Source organism: Flavobacterium sp. LPB0248 (assembly GCF_013388355.1).
Lineage (GTDB): Bacteria > Bacteroidota > Bacteroidia > Flavobacteriales > Flavobacteriaceae > Flavobacterium.
Genome location: NZ_CP058246.1, coordinates 1 through 20,993 on the forward strand (window position 1 = coordinate 1; position 20,993 = coordinate 20,993).

Sequence of the window (20,993 nt, forward strand, 5' to 3'; positions counted from 1 at the left end):
TGGAGAAGAACTTCGAGAAGGCCTACTTTTATACCGAGAAGATCAGCTCTTCTTCCAGAAGGATGGAAAACCTGATCAAAGATGTGCTGCAGTTCTCAAAACTGACCCATAATTCCCAAGAGTTTGTCCCTGTAGGGCTCAATGATGTGGTCAGCGAGATCCTGACCGATTTTGAGCTGGTAATCGAGCAGAAAAATGCGCTTGTGAGCATCGGGGAACTTCCCGTTGTGGAAGCCATACCTCTTCAGATGTCGCAGCTTTTCGGCAACCTGGTCTCCAATGCCCTTAAATATACCCGGCCGGGTATCAGGCCTGAAATCGACATTACCGCACAGACGGCCGGCGAATCTGAAATCAGGCTCCATGCCCTGGATTTGAAAGCTGCTTATATAAAAATAGAAGTGCGCGATAATGGCATTGGGTTCTCCCAGGAGTATGCCCATCAGATTTTCCACATCTTCCAGCGCCTGCACTCCAACGAAGAGTATTCAGGCACCGGGATCGGCCTTGCCATGTGCCGCAAGATCCTGCAGAACCATCAGGGAGAAATTTCTGTCTCCTCACAAGAGGGGGCCGGAACTGCTTTTAGCGTTATTTTGCCTTTAGTTCATAAAAAAAATGGCGGATTATGAAAAATAATAGTGAAAATAGTATATTTACACTCCCTTATTACACATTATGACGACCATTTTTTTAATTGATGATGATGCCGATGACCGCGAAATCTTTGCGGACCTGCTGGCCGAAACCCATCCTTCAATTCTACTGCAGCAAGCCGTAAACGGGGCTGATGCCTTTGAAAAACTCAGATCTGAGAACTTTAGAAAACCGGATTTAATTTTTCTGGACCTCAATATGCCCATTATGGACGGGCGGACATTCCTGCAGCGCATTAAAATGGATCCGGACTTCGGCGATATACCCGTAATCATCTACACGACCTCCTCAAGTGATCCCGACAGGAGCTTTGCCATGGAAAACAAGGCCGCGTTTTTTCTGACCAAGCAATATTCGCTGGAGCAGCAAAGAAAAGATATTATGGAGGTAATAGGGCGTTTCTAAGCTCACAAGGTTTTAAAGAAACAGTCCCCTGAACAGGCAGTATTTTGAAGACGAAAAAAAAGGCCGTTATCTGCCTGAAGAAAATGTCCGCACAAGACAGGAAACTTTTGAAGAAACCTTCTTTATTTCTTCCAAGGTAGAAATAATCTTCATATTTAGAATATGCTTAAGCCGGGTTTGAGTTTTTCAAACCAGCCGGGTCTGCCCCCATACAATGCAGCGCCCATCTGTACTTCTTTCTGCATATCCTGAGATTCGATGATGGTGGAAGGCATGATGATGCTGATTGGTGGGACAATGTTATCATTAGCAATAACACAGAAACAACATACAACGCGATTCAAAAATAACAGGTATCATTGCATTATATCTGGATTAAATTGGCATTAGATTAACATTTCATTTTTCCCGAAAACCGTTTTTGAGAGTTAACTTTGTATTTCTACAATACAATTCAATAAAATGTTCCAAAAACAATTCGTAAAGGCAAAGAACCTCTTAATTTGGGGTCAGGAAAAATTAACCAGAAAACAGTTCATCTTCCTTTCCAGTGTCTTAATCGGAATTACTTCTGCCTTTGCCGTTATTTTTTTAAAAGCCTTTGCGCACTGGGTCTATTCACTTGCAACTTATATTAACAGTACATTAAAACTAAGTTTTATCAATAGTATTTTACCCATTATTGGTATCCTGCTGACTGTTTTTGTTGTGAGAAGAGTATTAGGAGGAACCCTAGAAAAAGGAACTTCACAAATTTTATATATTGTTGCGAGAAAAGCCAGTATTATTCCCAAAAAACAAATGTATGCCCAGATTATCACCAGCTCACTCACTGTTGGTCTCGGGGGATCTGCCGGACTGGAAAGCCCGATTGTCATAACAGGCGCCGCTTTTGGTTCCAACTTTGCCCAGCAGTTCAAGTTAACTTATCAGGAACGGACCTTATTGATTGGCTGCGGCGTCGCCGCCGGTATAGCAGCCGCTTTTAACGCCCCGATAGCAGGGGTCTTATTTGCCATTGAGGTATTGCTGGTTGATGTAACCATTTCTGCCTTCACCCCTATCATGATTGCAGCCGCCACAGGTACACTGGTCTCTACAATTGTATTAAATGATGATATATTACTGGCTTTTAGGCAAAAACAAACGTTCGATTATCATAATATCCCCTTTTATGTACTAATGGGACTTTTTACCGGTTTCATCGCTGTTTTCTATGTACGGAATTTTCTAAAAACCGAGCACTATTTTGCCCATTTGAAATTTGGCATTTATAAAAAAGCACTGATCGGAGCCTGCATTTTAGGTCTTATGATTTTTATATTTCCGACCCTTTTTGGCGAAGGGTATGAAAGCATTAAAACCCTGGCTGATAAAGATCCTGGGAAGCTGCTGGAAAATACGCTCTTTGCAGATTATGCCGGTGATCATTGGGTTTTACTGGTTTTTGTGGGCTTATCAATGCTGCTCAAGGCCTTTGCTTCGGGTATTACCCTTGGAAGCGGCGGTAATGGCGGTAATTTTGCCCCTTCCCTGTTTCTTGGCTCTTACGCTGGCTATTTCTTTTCAAAATTTTTAAATCTGACAGGCCTTACCGATTTACCGGTCAGCAATTTCACTCTTGTTGGTATGGCCGGAATCCTGAGCGGGTTATTTCACGCGCCGCTTACCGCTATTTTCCTTATTGCGGAGATCACCGGAGGATATGATCTGATGATTCCCCTTATGATAGTTGCCTCTGTGAGTTTTGCTGTTTCCAAACGTTTTGAAAAACACTCCCTGGATGTAAAGAATCTGGCCAAAAAAGGAAATGTTTTTACCAGTAACAAGGACACTAATATCCTCTGCACACTGGAAATCGAGGATCTTGTCAAAAAAGATTACCTCACCGTGGAAGCCACTCAGTACCTTGAGAATGTAGCCGAACTTCTTGCACACTCAGACCAGGTGATTTTTGGCGTTGTCAGTGATGAAAATGATTTGGAAGGCCTCGTTTATTTCAATGATATACGGGAAGTAATTTTCGACAATCTTAAAACCAAAAATATCATTGTCAGGGATATTATGGTGCAGCCCATCCAGACAGTCCACCTCTTTGACAGCATGGAAACGGTGATGAACAAGTTTGAAAAAAGCAATAAGGTCTTCCTTCCCGTGCTGAAAAATGGCAAATATTACGGTTTTATCACCAAATCAGATGTACTGGAGTCCTACAGAAACAGGCTTAAATCCATGATTTTTGAATAAAATTTTGCGTTAAATACAGCTACACTTACACCAATTTCCATCTGTTGTCATTTACGCATTAAGCCTAATAATTACTAAAATTAGTCTTATCTTAGCTATACATGCCAAAAAAAGGTATTTAGCTACTAATTTTATAGATGATGAGAAAAATTACAGATTTACTCAACCTTCGGGACGGAGAAGATGACAGGGCAAAAACCTTAGAGGCCGTAAAGAAAAACATAACCTTCAAAGGGGCCAACCTTTGGATTCTGGCCTGCGCCATTATTGTGGCTTCGGTTGGACTGAATGTAAACTCAACGGCTGTTATCATTGGGGCCATGCTGATATCCCCTCTTATGGGACCCATTGTAGGTGCCGGGTTTGCACTGGGCATTTACGACTTTTCACTGCTTAAAAAATCCCTCAATAACCTGCTTATTGCAACAGTGGTAAGTCTGGTGGTTTCAACGTTATATTTTTACCTGAGCCCTTTCAAGGATGTACAGTCTGAACTGCTGGCCAGGACATCCCCTAATATTTATGATATCCTTATTGCTTTTTTTGGGGGTGTCGTGGGGGTGATTGCCGTCACAAGGTCCGAAAAAGGAAATCCTATTCCCGGGGTTGCCATCGCAACGGCGCTTATGCCGCCATTATGTACGGCTGGTTACGGTATCGCTACCGCGCAGTGGACCTTCTTCCTTGGCGCCTTTTATCTCTACTGCATCAACTGCGTATTTATAGGAATTGCCACTTTTTTAATTATTAAATATCTTAATTATCCAGCCGTTAAACAGGTAGATGAAAAACATCAAAAACGCGTAAAATATACCATCGCTTTTTTAATTACCATTATGCTGGTGCCCAGCAGTTATCTTGCCTACTCGCTCTACAGGGAACAGCAGTTTAAAAAAAATGTAAATCTTTTTATCGAAAGCGAGTTCAGCAATAAAGGGTATACTGTAGTTTATAAAAAAACCGATTTTAATTCCAAAAGTAAAAAACTCGAACTGGCTTTCCTATCAAAGCGTTTCTCCGCTTTAGAAATAAAAGATCTTACCAACAGGCTGAACCGCAACAAATACCTGGCCGGCACCCAGTTACAGATTCGACAGGACAGCACCGATCGTTTCAATGCTTTAAAAGGGGATATCCTGAACCAGATCAAAAGCAGTGAAAATGAAATGAGTCTCAAGGACGTCAAGATCATGCAGCTGGAAAAAGAACTGACCAAAAACAAATTTGACAGCCGTCAGATTTTAAAAGAGACCAGGGTGTTATTTCCCGCTATAAGTTCACTCTCCATAACCAAAAGCACATTAATCAATCAGAAGGACAGCGCCACTGCCATAACGGCTGTCATCTATGATGCCCCCAAAGACCTTAATAAGGCTGAAAATGAAAAATTACAAAAATGGCTTAATGAGAGATTATCAGTTAAAGATGTGGAACTTTTCAGGAAGCCTTAATGCTCCTGAAAAGTCTTTTTTTGCTTTTTATTGTACAGACTCAAAATACAAAACCCGGAAATACCCGCTATTGTAGAGGCGATTAATATGGCGAATTTGGCTTCATTTTGATGCAGCAGGTCTCCAAACGAGAGCAAGGCAATAAAGATGGACATCGTAAAACCGATTCCACCCAATAACCCGAGTCCCAAGACGTGGGTCCATGTAGTTGATTGGGGAAGCTGGGCAATTTTAAATTTTACCGACAACCATGACATCGCAAAGATTCCAATTGGCTTTCCTAAAAACAATCCAAGGATAATACCCAGCCCCAGATTACTGAAAAGTCCCTCTATCATCGTTGATTCAAAAGTGATATTGGTATTGACAAGGGCAAACACAGGCATAATGATAAAATTGACAGGACGCGTGAGGGCATGTTCTAATTTTTCAAGCGGCGAATCGGTATCTTCTTCATTAGTGGGCAGCGTAATGGCTACCAGTACACCGGCAATAGTGGCATGAATGCCCGAGTGATGAATAAAATACCAGATAACAACCCCAGGAACCAGGTAAAAAAGCAGATTTTTAATCCCCATCCGATTAAAGATAATCAGTAACACAAAAAGTGCCCCTGCATATCCTAAATAGACAAAATTCAATTCTGAGGAATAAAATATAGCAATTACCAAAATAGCAATAAGATCATCGACAATAGCCAGGGCAGCTAAAAATATTTTAAGCCCTGAAGGGACTTTATTTCCCAAAAGGGACAAAATCCCCAGTGCGAATGCAATGTCTGTGGCCATTGGAATACCCCAGCCTTTTGAGGTATGCAGATCTCCATTATTAAAAAAGAAATAAATCAAAGCCGGAACGGCTACACCCCCTATTGCCGCTAAAACCGGCAGGGAAGCCTGGGAAAATGAAGAGAGCTCCCCTTCAATTATTTCCCTTTTTATTTCCAATCCTACAAGCAGAAAAAAAATCGCCATAAGCCCGTCATTGATCCACAGTAAAATGGGATATTTTAAATGCAAAGAAGATGTATTGAATCCGAGTTCTAAATTAAGGATTTCCTTAAAACCTTCCGACCACCCGGAATTAGCGATAAAAAGCGATATAATAACACAGATTAATAATATAATGCCTCCTGCTGAAGAAGAACGGAAGAAATGAGAGAATATCTTAAGGTTTATAAGTTTTGCCATAAATACAAATTTAGCTTTTCAAAACTGTCTCTGCAAATATTTAGGCTGGGCAATTCATTTTATAATTATTCTAATTTTTAGTTTTATATTAGCTCAATAAAATATTTAACAATATTAATCCGAAAGAATATAGCAATAAGGTTTAGATTTAATTTTTTTCCTAATTAAAAAGTCTGATTATAAGTATGAAGAAATATTTGATAGATACATTTATATTTAATGACACTGCCAATAAAAAACTTCTTTTGAAAATCCTGCAGTTATCCGATAAAACCGAGGCGGTTAAACTTTTTAGCCACTTAATAAATTCTCAATATAAATGGATGGCAAGAATCTTACATGATCCAAAAGCAGCACAAATGTCTTGGTGGGATCCTCTTTATTGCTTTGATGATTTAGAAAAACAATGGAGTAAAAGTCTCGATTTATGGCTTAAATATATCGCATCGAAGACTGATGAAGAATTAAGTGATGAAGTCACATTCATTGGATTTGACAATACCAAATGGGCAGTAAGTCCAAAAGATATTGCCTTACAGTTAAACTATCATTCGATTCATCACAGGGCACAAATTCAAACGCTAATTTGCCAGCAGGGAATTGAACCCGACTTTCTGGATTACATAGGGACAAAGTATCGGAAATTAACCCCATAAAACAATTAAATTGTAAATTTAAATCATCACCAGACAAGCTGTCAATCCTAATTTAATCTGGCTTGGTTTCAGTATTATTATTTCTTTGGAAAATCAATATTAGCTTTTATCTCCTCAATTTGCTGTGTATGCCTATTACTGTGGGCCGAAATGAGCAGTATGAATTGATACGCATCATAGGTGCCGATAGGAAGCACAGATACATGGTTTCGTAAGTCTTCTCTTGTGCTTTTAACAAAAGTGATCAATTTTTCACGGTTCTCTTTAAAAGAAGCAAGCGCCTCCGCCATTGTTTTATGATTCGAATTTGCCGGTTCTAAAGCCTGGAATGTTTTTGATTTTTGCGAGCGATCTTCCACGGCCTTGATTAATTGCTGATCCGTAAATTTAATTCCTTCTCTTTTTTCGGGGTTTGCCGGATGCTTTAATGATTCTTCGATCATCGCCCAAAGTACTTTTTCTGCAGCAGCAATATGTTTGACACAATCTTCCACACTCCATTTGTCGGCAGCAGGCTTAAATGTTGATTGTTCCCCGTTCAGGCTTTTTACTGCATCAAAAACCCCTGATTCGGTTTCTTTTAAAAATTGAACAGCATAATCCCTTTCCTGAGCCGTAAGAAGATTTTTTTCAGTTTTAACAGGTGTTGTTCTCATAGTCGTTGCTTTTATTTGATTAGCATTTATTTGCTGGGCATTACATGTATAACCGCTAAGGCTGATAAAAGCCAGTGTAAAAAAGGTAACTGTGTTTTTCATAAATTAAATATTTAGTTTTTTATAGGAACATTGAATAACAAATGTACTGTCCAAATTACGTTTTTAAAGGGTGTTATTCAGACAATTTAACGGGTTGATTTGGACAGCATAAAGTTTTATCTTTACGCAAAGCAGTATTTATGAAAAACTTAACCATACTTGTTCCTGACGGCGAAAATAACCTGAGCAGCATTGTTGGCGCCTATAAGATTTTTACGCGGGCTAACAACTATCAGAAAGAAATTGGAAAAAGAGAAATTTTCAACATTGAACTGGCAGGGATTTCAGACGAAGTCGGGTTCTATGGCGGATTGTTTACTGCAAGACCGCACAAAAATATAGCAGAAATCAGCAAAACCGACCTTGTTATTATACCATCGTTAAACCATAATTATCAGCAGGCTATTAAAGTTAATGGCCAATTGATAGATTGGTTAGGAAAACAATATCGATATGGAGCCAGCATTGCCAGTATATGTACCGGAGCTTACCTTTTGGCAGCATCAGGATTACTGGACGGTAAGAGTTGTTCTACCCATTGGTCAGCTGCAAATGAACTAAAGCAGCGCTATCCTAAAGTCAATCTACAAACCGATCAGCTGATCACAGATGAAAAGGGAATTTATACCAATGGCGGGGCTTATTCTTTCCTGAACCTTATCCTTTATCTGGTGGAGAAATATTACGACAGACAAACTGCCATTTTTTGTTCCAAGGTTTTCCAGATTGATATAGGCAGGCAAAATCAGTCAACTTTTATTATTTTCGAGGGACAAAAAACACATAGCGATGAACTGGTTAAAAAAGCACAGGTATATATGGAAAGCAAACCGGAAGAAAAGATCTCAATTGAACATCTGGCCGCCAGTCTTGCCATTGGCAGGCGCAACTTTGACCGTCGCTTTATAAAAGCTACTGGTAATACGCCAACAGAATATCTGCAAAGGATAAAAGTAGAAGCTGCTAAAAAATCTTTCGAAACAAGCCGCAGGACTATTAATGAAATTATGTACGAGGTGGGTTATTCAGACCTTAAAGCCTTCCGGGAGGTGTTTAGGAAAATTACAGGGCTGTCGCCATTAGAATATCGGAACAAATACAATAAAGATGTAATGCAGGGCGGATAACTCTAAATTCAACTAACTAAACTGGGTATGCTTCTTTTTGCCACAAAAAGGTAATGTTGGCTGTCTGCTTCTAATAAATCATAAAAGAAATATCTTATTTAAAATCATTTGTGAAATCAAATATTTTTTTTCAGTGCCTAGCGGGGCATCCAAACCGAAATACTAAAAAATATAGAGACATCTTCTACTTCCAGTAAGGGCCAATCTCATTTAGAAAATTATTCATCATCTCAACCATTAGTTGAATCTTAAGTTCTAATAAATGATATTAATAATTGCCGCTCGACAGAGGTTAAAAATTGACTTATTCCTGTTTATGGAAATAGAAAAAGCAACGGTGCAAGAGAAGAACATCCTCACAGCTTACCCCTCGAAAATTGGCATTTTGAAAGTGATACCCTTTATTTCTGCTTTTAGACTATTTACGTAAAAATAAATTACCTTTATCCGGCATTACCACTTTATAAGAAATTAAAATTTATTTAAGCTTTAAATCCAATCCTATGAGCCAAGAAGAATTATTGGTATTAATCCGCAAAAAAGATGAAAGAGCTTTCACCCATCTCTACGATATGTACTCAAAAAGCTTATTTTCGGTCATAAATGTTCTGGTAAAAAACCGGGAAGAAGCCGAAGATGTCCTGCAGGAAGTCTTTGTAAAAATCTGGAAGAACATCGATACATACAGCGAAAGCAAGGGCCGGTTCTACACCTGGATCCTTAATATTGCAAGGAATACATCTATTGACAAGCTGCGATCCAAAAATTTCAACAACACCCAAAAAAACCTTTCCTCGGATAATTTCGTAAATCTATTAGATGATAGCAACAAGCTCACAAACAGAATTGATTCTATAGGAATTCAGGAATTCGTAAAAAAACTGAAACCTAAATGTATCGAGATTATTGATTTGCTATTCTTTAAGGGATATACCCAACAGGAAGCATCGGAAGAGCTTGCCATGCCGCTGGGCACTATCAAAACACAAAACAGAAACTGTATCAACGATTTAAGAAATTATTTAAAGATATAATGGAAGATAAGCAATATATTGAATCAGGCATTTTAGAACTTTACGTTTACGGCCTGCTGACAGAAAAAGAGAACCTGGAAATTGCCGAACTGGCCAGAGAAAACCCCGAGGTTGAAAGTGAAATCATTTCTATAGAAAAAGCTGTTTCGGTCTTATCATCAAGCTTCTCACCTTTCCATTCGGTTGCCAATTTCGAGAAAACAAAAGCGCGTTTAGAGCTTAACCATGGTAAAGTTGTCAATATAAAATCACCATCAAACCATTCGCAGTACTTGAGCTGGGCGGCTGCCGTATTACTACTCTTAGGTTTTGGATATCAGACTTTAGAACTGGCAAAATCTAAACAGGCAGTCTCTGAGGCTGGAGGCGAAAAAAATAAAATTGAAAGAGAATATGCTTTTTTAGACCAGCAGAATAAACAGAGTGAGAAAAACCTGAGCATTGTGAGAGACATTAAAAACACAAGCGTTACTCTGGGCGGACAATCAGTATCTCCGGCATCATTTGCAAAAGTGTACTGGAACAAAGAAACAAAAACGACTTATATCGACGCGGCAGGTCTGCCAAACCCTCCAAAAGGAATGGTTTACCAGGTTTGGTCTTTAAAACTAAGTCCGGTGCTTACACCAACAAGTATTGGTCTGCTGGATAATTTTGAAGCAAACTCTCAAAAAATCTTCGCCGTAAGCCAAACCGATTCCGCTGAGGCTTTTGGCATCACGCTGGAACCTGCAGGGGGAAGCCTTACACCTACAATGGAGCAGCTTTATACTTTAGGAAAAGTCTAATTCTATAAAAAGTCCAAACTAAAAAGCGCATATTGATCCTATTCAATATGCGCTTTTTGGGATTCAATACTATACTCTGGCGGAACTTTATCCAAACCCCTTAGTCGTAGTAAAAAAATCTAAAATCATCGTCAAATTTTGATTTGAATAGTTTCTCATGATAATAGTTTAAATTTGTGCAGCCAAAGTAGAATTTTAATGCCTGGTTTCAATAATTAGATCCTTTCGACTGATACTTTATTTGATTAAAAAGTTTAAGCTTAAGTTTTTTTAGTGTTTAACCCTTAAAGATGCTTATAAACTGTTTTTGACTAATAATTTCAAATAATCATCTTCCCAATCCACTTGAAAAATAAGATAAATTAAAGCTTAGCGTAAGTTAAAAGTTAACAGGATTCGAACACCAAAAATGGAATAGCCTACATCCTCCTTTTTTTTAAATTTCTATTAATTGAAATAATGAAAACCTATTAAAAATGGTTGACTATTTATCATTTATTGAATTTTCCGCTCTCATTCTCTGATTATCAATTGTTGCTCAGCTGAGAAAGAAAATTAGTTTACTGCTCAAGCTGGCAAGCCGGCCTGCCTTTTTTAAAATGGCTTAATGATCTCAGGTTATTTATAGTAAAAAAGCTAATTATAAAATTAATTAATAATCATATAATTATCATCAAATTAATTAGTATAACTTTACCAAATGAGGAATTGATTACTCCCATGCAGAATTAAGTAAACATTTTTTGGAAGATTATGTTTATGGACAAGCCCGTCGCAGCGTGCAGCGCAGCTGACGGGTTCTATTTTTGTATCACTTGCTTCAGAACTTTGCTGTAGGTTTGAAACTGCAGCTGATTAAGCATTTATGACAGATTGATTTTGTATTTTTCTTCTATTGGTGAAAAAGCCTTATTCGGTGCAAGTTCTCCTATCTGAAATACTTTTTCAATAAATTCAATACTTTGATCTACTGAAGTATTTTCATTTTTTAAGTGGGCTGCAAAATGGTTTGTTAATTTTTGAATAATTCTTGAACTGATTAAATCCATCTGTGCATCATCAAAATGGGTTGTTTTCTTTTTTTGAAAAGTAAATTCTGCTGATACAATATCATTTAGCTTGGATTTTAAGGCATGAATAGTCGGAGCACATTTTCGGCCGTTCACCCAGGTATTCAGTTCTAATTTCAGATCATCAATAATGGCTTCCGCAGCAGGAATATGCTGTTTTCTCTTTTCTAGCGTGTCATCAGTAATTTGAGATAAATCATCCAGATGTATCAAAGTTACACCGGGGATTTCTTCTACATTGGTATCTACATTGCGAGGGATGGATAAATCCAAGATCAATAAGGGTTTCTGTAAAGCAAGCGATGTTTTGTCAATAGTCGGATTTTGTGCTCCTGTAGCTACAACCAGCACATCGGCCTGTTGCAGTTCCTGTTTTAAATCAGCATAATCTTTTACAATAACATTCAGCTTGCTAGCCAGTAACTCGGCTTTGTTTTTTGTTCTGTTTATAAGGGCAATATGGCTGTTTTTAGTATGTTTTACTAAGTTTTCGCACGTATTTCTTCCTATTTTCCCCGTTCCGAATAACAAAATATTTTTGTTTCCAATATCCGCCACATTTCGGATAATATACTGCACTGATGCAAAAGAAACTGAAGTTGCACCAGAAGAAATTTTCGTCTCCGTTTTAACTTTTTTGCTCGCCTGAATAACTGTATTTACCAACCGGTCCAGAAATGTATTGACCAAACCTTCCCGTTTACTATTGTTAAAGGCGGTTTTAATCTGGCTGATGATTTCAAAATCACCCAGAATCTGACTGTCTAAACCTGTTCCTACCCGAAACATGTGGCTGACAGCTTCTTGATTCTTATAGATATAAGCAGCCTGCCGAAATTCTTCTACAGATCCATTGCTATTTTCGCAAAGCAGTTTGATGAGTTCATAAGGATGATGGGCAAAACCATAAATTTCAGTTCTATTGCAGGTAGAAGTAACTATTAATGATTCTATACCTTCCGCTTTGGCCTGCATCAATAAATCAGATTGCGCTTTAGTATCTAAACTAAATTTTCCTCTAATTGCTGCATCTGCTTTCTTATAGCTTAACCCTAATGCGTAAAAAGTAGTGGATCTGGACATATTAAAATTTTCCATATTTATGCTCTGCTTAAAAAGTTCAAAAAAATATTACTAACTAATTTATATATAACAACGCCAGAAGGATTTAATATATCTCTGGGAAGTAAATGGATTCAAATTGGCAATTTTATATAATTCATGCCATTATACAAGAAATCTGAGTTTCAAAATATTTATGTACTGATTGTATAATATTAAGAGTCCGGCACTGCAAATAGTAATGAAATATAAAACGCTGCCTTAATAAGGCAGCGTTTTGAGAAGAAAATTATTTTTGAACTATAGGAGTTCTCAATGATTCCAATACAGCAACGATATCAGTATAAAGTTCTGTATTTGAAGCAACACCGTTTGCATTGGCCGCAGCCCCTACATACCCTTCGAATTTTGTATAATCCGCACTGCTGGATTTTGTCCCCATACGAGGATTTTTTGCAGGATCATGAGCAGCAACCATGTTCAAACCAGAATATGTATTTACAGCATTGGTGCCTCCCGTGTTAAATGAAAAGAAATCAGTCAGATTATCTGATAATTTAGCAATATTGGTAGACTGGGTAGTTCCAGTTTCTGCCAACAAAGGGGCAAAATGTGCCTGCAGGTTTCCTGCAGCATTCGATTGAACGTCAGCAACAATTAATCCTATAGCTGAATTTACGACTTTTCGGAAACTCAAACGTCCCTGCTCGATCATCTGACCTGAATTATCGGGATCGGCAACCATTTTAGTCCCGCCTAAGCGTTCATAGATTGATGCCTTTACAGGAGGTGCTGGGGTTTCGTCGTCATTACTGCTGCAGGAAATCATAGCTGCAGATGCAGCAAGTAATACACTAAGTGTAAGTTTTGAATAAATTTTCATAAATTTAAAGGTATTAAAGGGTTAATTAAAAAAACGATTTATCTTTTGAGACAGTCTATAGCTCAAACTATTTTGATTCATGGGGCAGACTTCTTTGTTTGCTAAATTGGCTGGTAAAATATAACGCTGGGCATCATAACGTCCTTTAGCCATCAACTCTTTGAAAACTTTCTCAGAGTTTGTAATTTTATTGTTGTGGAAGTACACCACAACATTTCTTTTAACGATGATAGAGTCTGATGTCAGGCCTTTTATGCTTCTAAGGTCGGCACAGATTTTTCTGGCCTGCAGAGAATCGATATCTGATTTAAAATCGATTCTGCTTACCTGAAGATTTGGCGTATCATAAACCGGTGGTTTGGCCGTTATGATATGAAAAAGCAAAATCGCGACAAACAGCCCAAATATCCCACTAAGTATAAAGATTCCTCTTTTGATTATTTTATTAGTTTTCATAGTTCTTTTAAGTTTTTAAAATTATCTACGTGTACTTCATCGCTGCGGTTTTAGAAATAATTGAAAATCGATCAATTTAGAATCATTTTAAATACAGAAATTACCTAATAATTTAATTATAAAGCAGATACTAGAAAACCCTGGCAAGATTGAATCCAAAAAATATATCTCCTTTTGTCCAGTCGCCAGTGGTTCTTCCCAGATACCCAGCCTCATCAATTGCCTGTGAACTGGTAAAATGCATTTGGAAAACATGTCCGCCGGTTTCTAAATCAAAACCTATAGATAATGGATTTTTATAAAGAGAATTTGGCGCCCTGTTTAAATGCGCCGCATAATCCATATTTAAGGACCAGCGCTTAGCGAATTTATATCTTCCTCCAAATCCTATGGCATATTGGGAATTGCTTTGGTCTACGTCATCAACAAAGTTTTGATGAAAGAATGACGGCACAATTTCTAAAGACAGCTTTTCAGAGAATTTTCTGGAAATCAGCAGCTGCGCAACATACGTAAGCCTGTCTTTAAATTGAAGTTTAGGATACAGGCTTTCTTTTAATGTATTGTTGATAGACAAACTATTAAAGCCGGCGATAGTAACAGGAAAACCGTCCTTTATTTGAGGAAGCAACATATACTTTGTCGCAAAATCATAAGCAAATTCACTTCTGGCGGCACTTACGTTGAGTTCATTTGTTACACCGTAAATAAATTTAATCTGCGTATTGGCATTATCGAGTCCATAGAAACCTTCAAAGCCATCTTTAATAGAGCCGAATCGGTGTGCAACAACAAAATACAAATCGCCTTTTGCGGCCAATTTAGTAGATTCGAGATTAACGATTTTTAAGGCTTTGAATGCAGATGTCACTTTTTCTTTTGCAGAAGGAGTTTCTACTCCAGACAATAAATCGGTTTGGGAGAAGGTTAAGAGCGGAAATAAAAAAAATAATAGAATAAAGTTTTTCATGAGGTTAGTTTTAAATTGTTATTTGTATTAGTGTACAACTGAAGATTGGTCTATTTTAAATTCCTGGAGCAATTCGTCATATCCTAAAAAACGCCCTTTAATTTTTAGGGTTTTTCCAGATATAATATTTTGCGGCAAACGGTTTTTGAATGTCACAAATACTTTTTCGCTCATAACAATTCCATTATTGGCTTTATCAATACTTGTTACTCGTGCAGATAGTTCAATTGTTTTGTCCTGATATTTGATGTAAGCCAGAGAGTCGTTTGAAGTAAACTCTCTTTCTAGTTCGTTAACGGTTACAACATAATCGGCAGTTTCTGATTCTATATTTCTATGCCCTTTGTAGATGTAGAGGCATGCGGAAATTCCGATTATTATAAAAAGGAAAATTGTAATTAGTATTTTTTTTCTCATAACTGGTTTTTAGTATTTCAAATTATCTACGTTAAAAAATACCTATTGGATTTAAATCATTAAATATGCCTCTTGCCAAATCTGTATTATTCTTTTCAACGTATATAATTTTGAAATGCCTGATGATCCTTAAAAAAATCATGTATTTATTTATAACTAAAAACCAATCTTATGAATTTAAAAACCCTTTTGGCCATCTCATCATTAGCTTCAATCTTTGTAAGCTGTGCCAACGATGATCCAAGTACTTTAATTGACTCTACACCAATTAATGGTTTGGCAACATACAGCCAAAATGTAAAATCTATTATTGATAATAACTGTGTTGTATGCCATGCGGCAGTTCCTAAAAATGGAGCGCCGATGTCTTTAGTTACTTATGAACAGGTTAAAAATGCAGTTTTAAATCGAGGATTGCTTACACGAATTTCTTTAGAAAATGGAGATAGTTCCTTAATGCCACAGGGTGGCCCAAGATTGCCTCAAGCGACTATTGACATTATAAATAAATGGAATCAGGATGGATTATTAGAACAATAATCCAGAACAAGAAAATGAAGAAAATCATAATTATGCCAATGCTATTGGCTTCTTTTATTGTTTTTTCACAAGAGAAAATAGTAACCAAATCAGCAACAATAACCCTTGAAGCTTCAGTTCCCTCTTTTCAGCCGGTTGTGGGAACTAACAGCAGCGTAACTTTTGTTTTAAATCCCGTAACAGGAGAAGTAGCAAGTCTGGCTTTAATGAAAGGATTTGAATTTGAAATGGCATTAATGGAAGAACATTTTAATGAAAATTACATGGAAACCGATAAATATCCAAAAGCTATTTTTAGAGGGCAAATAGAAGGATTCGACATTAAAAATCTAACTGAAGATTATAAAGATTATATCATAAAAGGAAAATTAGAAGTACATGGAAAATCCAAGGATATAAGTGCCAGTGCAAAAATTACAAGATCGGGTTCCAGAGTCACCCTTATATCTGATTTTGAAATAAATGCAAGTGATTTTAACATTCCAATTCCAGCGCTTATTAAATATAAACTGGATAATAAAGTCAAAATTCAAATTATTGCAGTTTTAAAATAAGACTGCGCAAAAGTAGAATGATTTTATAAAAAAATAAAGGCGAAATAATGAAAAAAACAATACTTATTGCAATGCTGTGTGTTTGCGCCATTGGCGTATCACAAGAAAAAATGGTCAGTAAATCGGCAAAAGTTACTTTTGAAGCTTCCGTTGCTTCTTTTGAAGAAGTTAAAGCAGTAAATCGGAATGTTACTTTTGTTTTGAATCCAGCAACAGGAGAGATTGCAAGTTTAGCCCTGATGAAAGGTTTCCAGTTTAAGGTTGCTTTAATGGAAGAACACTTTAATGAAAATTACATCGAAAGTGACCAATATCCAAAAGCCGTATTTAAAGGAAAAATAGAAGGATTTGATCTTCAAAGTTTAAGCGCAGATGCTAAGGATTTTATCATTAAAGGCAAATTAGAACTTCACGGTAAATCCAGGGATATAAATACAGCTGCAAAGATAAGCAGATCACCATCAGGGGTTAGCATTTCATGTAATTTCAGCGTAAATGCCAGTGATTTTAATATTGAAATCCCAAATTTGGTTAAAAGCAAGCTTTCCAATAAAATAAATATCCAGGTTGCCGCAGTCTTAGGGGCAAATAGGCAATAACCGCCTAAACACTATCTTGAAAAGTCAATAATTTTTTATATCAAATAAATGCAGGAAGAAATACAAATTGAGCAAGGCCTTACCCTTATCCGTTTCCAGAACGAGAGTTCAGAATCTTTTTTTGCACAGCACGAAATAGGTGCCGGCCTGATACAGTTTCATTTCGGACTAAAAGGCAATGCATTTTTTTTGTCCAGTCAGGATCATTGCACTTTAGAATTGAAAGAGGAAAAATCACTGATTTTGTGCAATCTGCAGCAATCATTGCTTCAATTAGAGCTTTCTCCAAATTCATGGGTGATTTCAGTTATTGTTTCGATTGAGAAATTTCACTCATTATTTTCCGTTAAAACAGATTATATTACTATTTTTAGCCCCGATAATAAGAAAAAAAAGGATTATACCGAAGGGAACATTAGTCCTTCGATGGCTATTGTTTTGAGACAGTTGTTTCATTATAGCCTTCATCCCTCCCTAAAGAACCTTTATTATAAAGGAAAAGTATACGAATTGTTGAGTTTGTATTTCAATAAAATGGAAGATCCAAACGCAGGACAATGTCCATTTTTGATTGATGAAGATAACGTGCTGAAAATCAGAAAAGCCAGAGAAATCATTATCGCCAATATGGCCGAACCACCGGGATTACAGCAATTGGCAGATGAAATTGGACTGAACATGAAAAAATTAAAAATAGGTTTCAAACAAATTTACGGAGATACGGTTTATGGTTTTCTGTTTGATTACAAAATGGATTTCGCCAGAAAACTGCTTGACAGCGGTTCCTACAATGTAAATGAAGTGGGGCTTAAAATAGGTTACAGCACCGGAAGCCACTTTATTGTGGGATTCAGGAAAAAATTTTCCACAACTCCAAAGAAATACCTGATGTCTGTTACTACCAACTTTAAAACATCGTCGATTTTATTACAGCATAAATAAAAAATAATATTTTTCCTTTTTCTAAAAGGCAGCCAATACTATTTTTAGCATCAATTTAAACAACAAATACTTAAAGCCTGAAGCTTAAAGTAAAAAGCAAAAAAAAAAATGAAAGGTGTATTATTAGTAAATTTAGGATCTCCCGAAAGCCCGACACCAAAAGATGTAAAGCCCTATTTAGATGAATTTTTAATGGATAAATATGTGATCGATGTTCCGTATTTACTAAGAGCTTTATTAGTCCGAGGCATCATCTTAAGAAAAAGACCCGAAGAATCGGCACATGCTTATGCAAAAATCTGGTGGGATGAAGGTTCTCCCCTTGTGGTGCTTTCAGAAAGAATGCAGAAAAAAGTACAGCCTTTGGTAAACGTTCCGGTTTCTTTGGCAATGCGTTACGGAAGTATGACTATCGAGAAAGGACTGCAGGAACTGCACGTAAAAGGAGTTACAGAAGTACTGCTTTTTCCGCTGTATCCGCAATATGCAATGGCTTCAACATTAACTATTTTGGTTAAAGCAGAAGAAATCCGCAAGAAGAAATTTCCACAAATGACTTTTACCGATGTTCCTGCGTTTTACAATAAACCGGATTATATAAGGAATCTGGCGGATTCCATTCAGAAACATTTAGCCGGATTTCAATACGATCATTTGTTATTCTCGTATCACGGAATCCCGGAACGTCACATCCGCAAAACAGATGTAACCAAATCCCATTGCAAAATTGACGGGTCCTGCTGCATGACACCTTCGCCGGCACATAATTTTTGTTATCGTCACCAATGTTATCAAACCACAAAGCAAGTCGTACAATTATTAGGTCTTCCCGAGGATAAATACAGCTTAACTTTCCAGTCGCGACTAGCTGGAGATAAATGGCTTGAGCCTTACACTGATATTGAAATTGATAAAATGCCGGCAAAAGGAATTAAAAATCTGGCCGTTGTAACACCTGCTTTCGTTTCGGATTGTTTAGAAACGCTCGAAGAAATCGCCATGCGCGCCAAAGAAGATTTTGAGATAAATGGAGGAGAAAATTTCCTGGCTATTCCCTGTTTGAATGACGACCAGAACTGGTGCCAGACTGTTAGCAACTGGATTAATGACTGGGCTGAATAATGCTAAAATAGCAATAGGGAATATTGGAGCTTTCATTATTACTATATCAATTCGTCCCTTGTATTAATTTTAATTTATTTTTTTACCTCTTTTAAAACCAAAAAGAATATTAAAGCGTAAATGACTTTATAACTTAAAAAAGTAATTATGAAAACTAGAAAATTTTTAGCAGCAGCAATCCTGGCATTGGGATTTGGATTGACATCATTTGCACAAAAAACAGTAATGGTTGGCGGAGCAGCTATGTATCCTAATAAAAATATTATAGAAAATGCGGTAAACTCAAAGGATCATACCACCTTGGTAGCAGCAGTAAAAGCAGCAGGATTAGTTGAAACTTTACAAGGTAAAGGGCCATTTACTGTTTTTGCACCAACAAATGAAGCATTTAGTAAATTGCCGGCTGGAACTGTTGAAACATTATTGAAACCTGAGAATATTAAATCATTACAAACTATATTGACATATCATGTAGTGGCCGGTAAAATGAATAGTTCTGATATTGCAAAAGCAATAAAAGCTGGTAAAGGAAAAGCTTCTTTAAAAACAGTTAGCGGCGGAACTCTAACTGCCTGGATGGATGGAAAAGATTTGTACATTAGTGACGAGAGCGGCTATAAGGCTAAAGTTACAATTTCAGATGTAAATCAATCTAATGGTGTCATACATGTAGTGGACACAGTACTGCTTCCAAAAATGTAGTTTGCTGAAAATAAATTACAACTATATAAAAAGCCCTGAAATTTCAGGGCTTTTTATATAGTTACTATGCAATACAACAGTAATAGTCTATTGTATAAGAGTTTTTGATTACCATTTTATTGCCACCTCAGGACTTTAAATACTTTGTACCTGATATTTCTTTTTTTCCAAAAAATTAAGGCAGTCTCTTTTTACTTTGAGTAAAATAACATATAAAACTAAATATATTTCTGCTTCAATCCCCAACAGGACATCCAAACCAAGTTCTTAGTGCAGCTAAAAGACAGTGCCTACTTCCAGTACGCCAATCTCTTCAAATCCTCCATAAAATGGTGTGTAATCTGTCCTTTAGGGATCACAAAGCCAAATGGCGCCAATTGAAGCCAAATGGCGCCAATTGAAGCCAAATGGCACCATTTTTTTATTTATACTAGTAAAACGCTGACTTTATTTCATTTTTGCTATTATTTTTTCTAATTACTTCAATTTCGAAAATGAAATCTCACATTAAAACTGTTTAATAATTCATCATTATTTGTATTTTCCGCTCATTTTTTCAAATATAACTGCTGCTTGAGTGTAGTAACTAATTTACTCATTGCCTCAACCATCTCCCATAGCTTTAATCCCAAATAGCTGCTTTAAATTCTCCAATGACAAACTAGGCAAACCTAGCCCCGATAGAAGTGCAAATCCTTTTGAGCCGGAGTTCGGTTCAAAAGATTGAAACGCATAGCGGGAATAGCTCCCTAAAACATATAATAACTGGAACCTACTAATATTTCATCCGGCTAAAAAATTAATTACCGCAACCCCAAAAAACGCAGGATCTTTGATAAAAGCAAAAAGCCCGCCGGCCTGACTGCCGGCGGGCTCTGGTTTATACAGACATTTTGATTATTTGATGCTGATCGTGTCCAGAAGGTTTTCCTGATCTATGAAAGCGGCAATGTACTGCCGGGCTTCATTTCGTTTATCTATGGCAGTTTCAAAGGTATTGATATGGAACTCCTCGTCCTGGTCCAGGATATGGATGATCTCGGTATATCCTTTTGAAACCAGGCTTCCTTTGAGTCTGAGGATCGTATGCTGCTGGCGGGCATCCAAATCTTTTCTCACCTGTAGTTGTATCGCTTTTTCCATTGTGAAAGATCTGTTGGTTTTTATGTCATATTTTATTCAAATTTAGTGATTTTGATTGTACGCAGATCTGCTGATGCGTCAAAAAAATGGGAGTCCGAAAAATGAAAACCTTGCAAGGCCCATACAGCAGATTTTTCATCTGTTTTAAATTTGCGGCAAATAGTTGGCGTATGCTGTTCTTAAAACAAAAACGTAGAAAAAAGAGCCAGGGCACGTTTAA

The 20,993-nt window shown here is 37.1% G+C and carries 22 protein-coding genes; 14 read left to right on the plus strand and 8 right to left on the minus strand.

Features of this window, described 5'->3' with window-relative positions:
- Positions 1 to 248: 248 nt before the first annotated feature.
- The 4 genes from LPB248_RS17025 to LPB248_RS00020 all read left to right on the plus strand — a co-directional run bounded on the left by LPB248_RS17025 (position 249) and on the right by LPB248_RS00020 (position 4,760).
- Positions 249 to 632, plus strand: coding sequence for a sensor histidine kinase (locus LPB248_RS17025; RefSeq protein WP_255463057.1), 384 nt, complete (start codon positions 249 to 251; stop codon positions 630 to 632).
- Between the two features lie 46 nt (positions 633 to 678).
- Positions 679 to 1,062 (plus strand): response regulator, encoded by a 384-nt coding sequence (locus tag LPB248_RS00010; protein ID WP_177209583.1) that lies wholly within the window; start codon positions 679 to 681, stop codon positions 1,060 to 1,062.
- A gap of 462 nt (positions 1,063 to 1,524) precedes the next feature.
- On the plus strand, positions 1,525 to 3,309 hold the full coding sequence (locus tag LPB248_RS00015; RefSeq protein WP_177209584.1) for a chloride channel protein: 1,785 nt from the start codon (positions 1,525 to 1,527) through the stop codon (positions 3,307 to 3,309).
- Positions 3,310 to 3,449: 140 nt separating this feature from the next.
- Positions 3,450 to 4,760: a DUF389 domain-containing protein gene (locus tag LPB248_RS00020; RefSeq protein WP_177212470.1), complete on the plus strand. Its 1,311-nt coding sequence runs from the start codon at positions 3,450 to 3,452 to the stop codon at positions 4,758 to 4,760.
- On the opposite strand, the gene nhaA is transcribed toward LPB248_RS00020, so the two are convergent.
- A complete protein-coding gene (gene nhaA, locus LPB248_RS00025) occupies positions 4,757 to 5,950 on the minus strand; it encodes a Na+/H+ antiporter NhaA (protein WP_177209585.1) in 1,194 nt (397 codons plus the stop codon). The two genes, LPB248_RS00020 and nhaA, sit on opposite strands and share 4 nt — an antisense overlap.
- A gap of 185 nt (positions 5,951 to 6,135) precedes the next feature.
- Here nhaA and LPB248_RS00030 point away from each other — a divergent pair, with 185 nt between their 5' ends.
- Positions 6,136 to 6,606, plus strand: a complete 471-nt coding sequence (locus tag LPB248_RS00030; protein WP_255462966.1) for a DinB family protein — start codon at positions 6,136 to 6,138, stop codon at positions 6,604 to 6,606.
- Positions 6,607 to 6,683: 77 nt separating this feature from the next.
- Here the strand turns inward: LPB248_RS00030 and LPB248_RS00035 are convergent, their stop codons facing one another.
- On the minus strand, positions 6,684 to 7,364 hold the full coding sequence (locus LPB248_RS00035; protein WP_177209587.1) for a DinB family protein: 681 nt from the start codon (positions 7,362 to 7,364) through the stop codon (positions 6,684 to 6,686).
- A gap of 140 nt (positions 7,365 to 7,504) precedes the next feature.
- Here LPB248_RS00035 and LPB248_RS00040 point away from each other — a divergent pair, with 140 nt between their 5' ends.
- The 3 genes from LPB248_RS00040 (at position 7,505) to LPB248_RS00050 (ending at position 10,313) form a co-directional block, all read left to right on the plus strand.
- Positions 7,505 to 8,491, plus strand: coding sequence for a GlxA family transcriptional regulator (locus LPB248_RS00040; RefSeq protein ID WP_177209588.1), 987 nt, complete (start codon positions 7,505 to 7,507; stop codon positions 8,489 to 8,491).
- Positions 8,492 to 8,994: 503 nt separating this feature from the next.
- Entirely contained in the window at positions 8,995 to 9,525 is a 531-nt protein-coding gene (locus tag LPB248_RS00045) for an RNA polymerase sigma factor (protein WP_177209589.1), read from the plus strand.
- A complete protein-coding gene (locus LPB248_RS00050; protein ID WP_177209590.1) occupies positions 9,525 to 10,313 on the plus strand; it encodes an anti-sigma factor domain-containing protein in 789 nt (262 codons plus the stop codon). Before LPB248_RS00045 ends, LPB248_RS00050 begins: the two co-directional genes overlap by 1 nt.
- Positions 10,314 to 11,176: 863 nt before the next feature.
- Here LPB248_RS00050 and hemA read toward each other — a convergent pair.
- The 5 genes from hemA to LPB248_RS00075 all read right to left on the minus strand — a co-directional run bounded on the left by hemA (position 11,177) and on the right by LPB248_RS00075 (position 15,171).
- On the minus strand, positions 11,177 to 12,481 hold the full coding sequence (gene hemA / locus LPB248_RS00055) for a glutamyl-tRNA reductase (protein ID WP_177209591.1): 1,305 nt from the start codon (positions 12,479 to 12,481) through the stop codon (positions 11,177 to 11,179).
- A gap of 253 nt (positions 12,482 to 12,734) precedes the next feature.
- On the minus strand, positions 12,735 to 13,328 hold the full coding sequence (locus LPB248_RS00060) for a hypothetical protein (protein ID WP_142452369.1): 594 nt from the start codon (positions 13,326 to 13,328) through the stop codon (positions 12,735 to 12,737).
- A gap of 21 nt (positions 13,329 to 13,349) precedes the next feature.
- On the minus strand, positions 13,350 to 13,784 hold the full coding sequence (locus LPB248_RS00065) for a hypothetical protein (RefSeq protein WP_177209592.1): 435 nt from the start codon (positions 13,782 to 13,784) through the stop codon (positions 13,350 to 13,352).
- A 130-nt stretch (positions 13,785 to 13,914) separates the two neighbouring features.
- Positions 13,915 to 14,754, minus strand: a complete 840-nt coding sequence (locus LPB248_RS00070; protein WP_177209593.1) for a DUF5777 family beta-barrel protein — start codon at positions 14,752 to 14,754, stop codon at positions 13,915 to 13,917.
- Positions 14,755 to 14,781: 27 nt separating this feature from the next.
- A complete protein-coding gene (locus LPB248_RS00075; protein WP_177209594.1) occupies positions 14,782 to 15,171 on the minus strand; it encodes an OB-fold protein in 390 nt (129 codons plus the stop codon).
- Positions 15,172 to 15,342: 171 nt separating this feature from the next.
- Between LPB248_RS00075 and LPB248_RS00080 the strand changes: the two genes are divergently transcribed.
- The 6 genes from LPB248_RS00080 (at position 15,343) to LPB248_RS00105 (ending at position 19,630) form a co-directional block, all read left to right on the plus strand.
- Positions 15,343 to 15,711, plus strand: a complete 369-nt coding sequence (locus LPB248_RS00080; RefSeq protein ID WP_177209595.1) for a hypothetical protein — start codon at positions 15,343 to 15,345, stop codon at positions 15,709 to 15,711.
- A gap of 14 nt (positions 15,712 to 15,725) precedes the next feature.
- Positions 15,726 to 16,265, plus strand: a complete 540-nt coding sequence (locus LPB248_RS00085) for a YceI family protein (RefSeq protein ID WP_177209596.1) — start codon at positions 15,726 to 15,728, stop codon at positions 16,263 to 16,265.
- A 47-nt stretch (positions 16,266 to 16,312) separates the two neighbouring features.
- Positions 16,313 to 16,864 (plus strand): YceI family protein, encoded by a 552-nt coding sequence (locus LPB248_RS00090; protein WP_177209597.1) that lies wholly within the window; start codon positions 16,313 to 16,315, stop codon positions 16,862 to 16,864.
- A gap of 48 nt (positions 16,865 to 16,912) precedes the next feature.
- Complete coding sequence (locus LPB248_RS00095) at positions 16,913 to 17,806, plus strand: AraC family transcriptional regulator (RefSeq protein ID WP_177209598.1); 894 nt, start codon at positions 16,913 to 16,915, stop codon at positions 17,804 to 17,806.
- Between the two features lie 108 nt (positions 17,807 to 17,914).
- Positions 17,915 to 18,928, plus strand: coding sequence for a ferrochelatase (gene hemH, locus LPB248_RS00100; RefSeq protein ID WP_177209599.1), 1,014 nt, complete (start codon positions 17,915 to 17,917; stop codon positions 18,926 to 18,928).
- 147 nt (positions 18,929 to 19,075) lie between these two features.
- Entirely contained in the window at positions 19,076 to 19,630 is a 555-nt protein-coding gene (locus LPB248_RS00105) for a fasciclin domain-containing protein (protein ID WP_177209600.1), read from the plus strand.
- Between the two features lie 897 nt (positions 19,631 to 20,527).
- Here LPB248_RS00105 and LPB248_RS00110 read toward each other — a convergent pair.
- Positions 20,528 to 20,773 (minus strand): hypothetical protein, encoded by a 246-nt coding sequence (locus LPB248_RS00110; RefSeq protein WP_177209601.1) that lies wholly within the window; start codon positions 20,771 to 20,773, stop codon positions 20,528 to 20,530.
- Between the last annotated feature and the right edge of the window lie 220 nt (positions 20,774 to 20,993).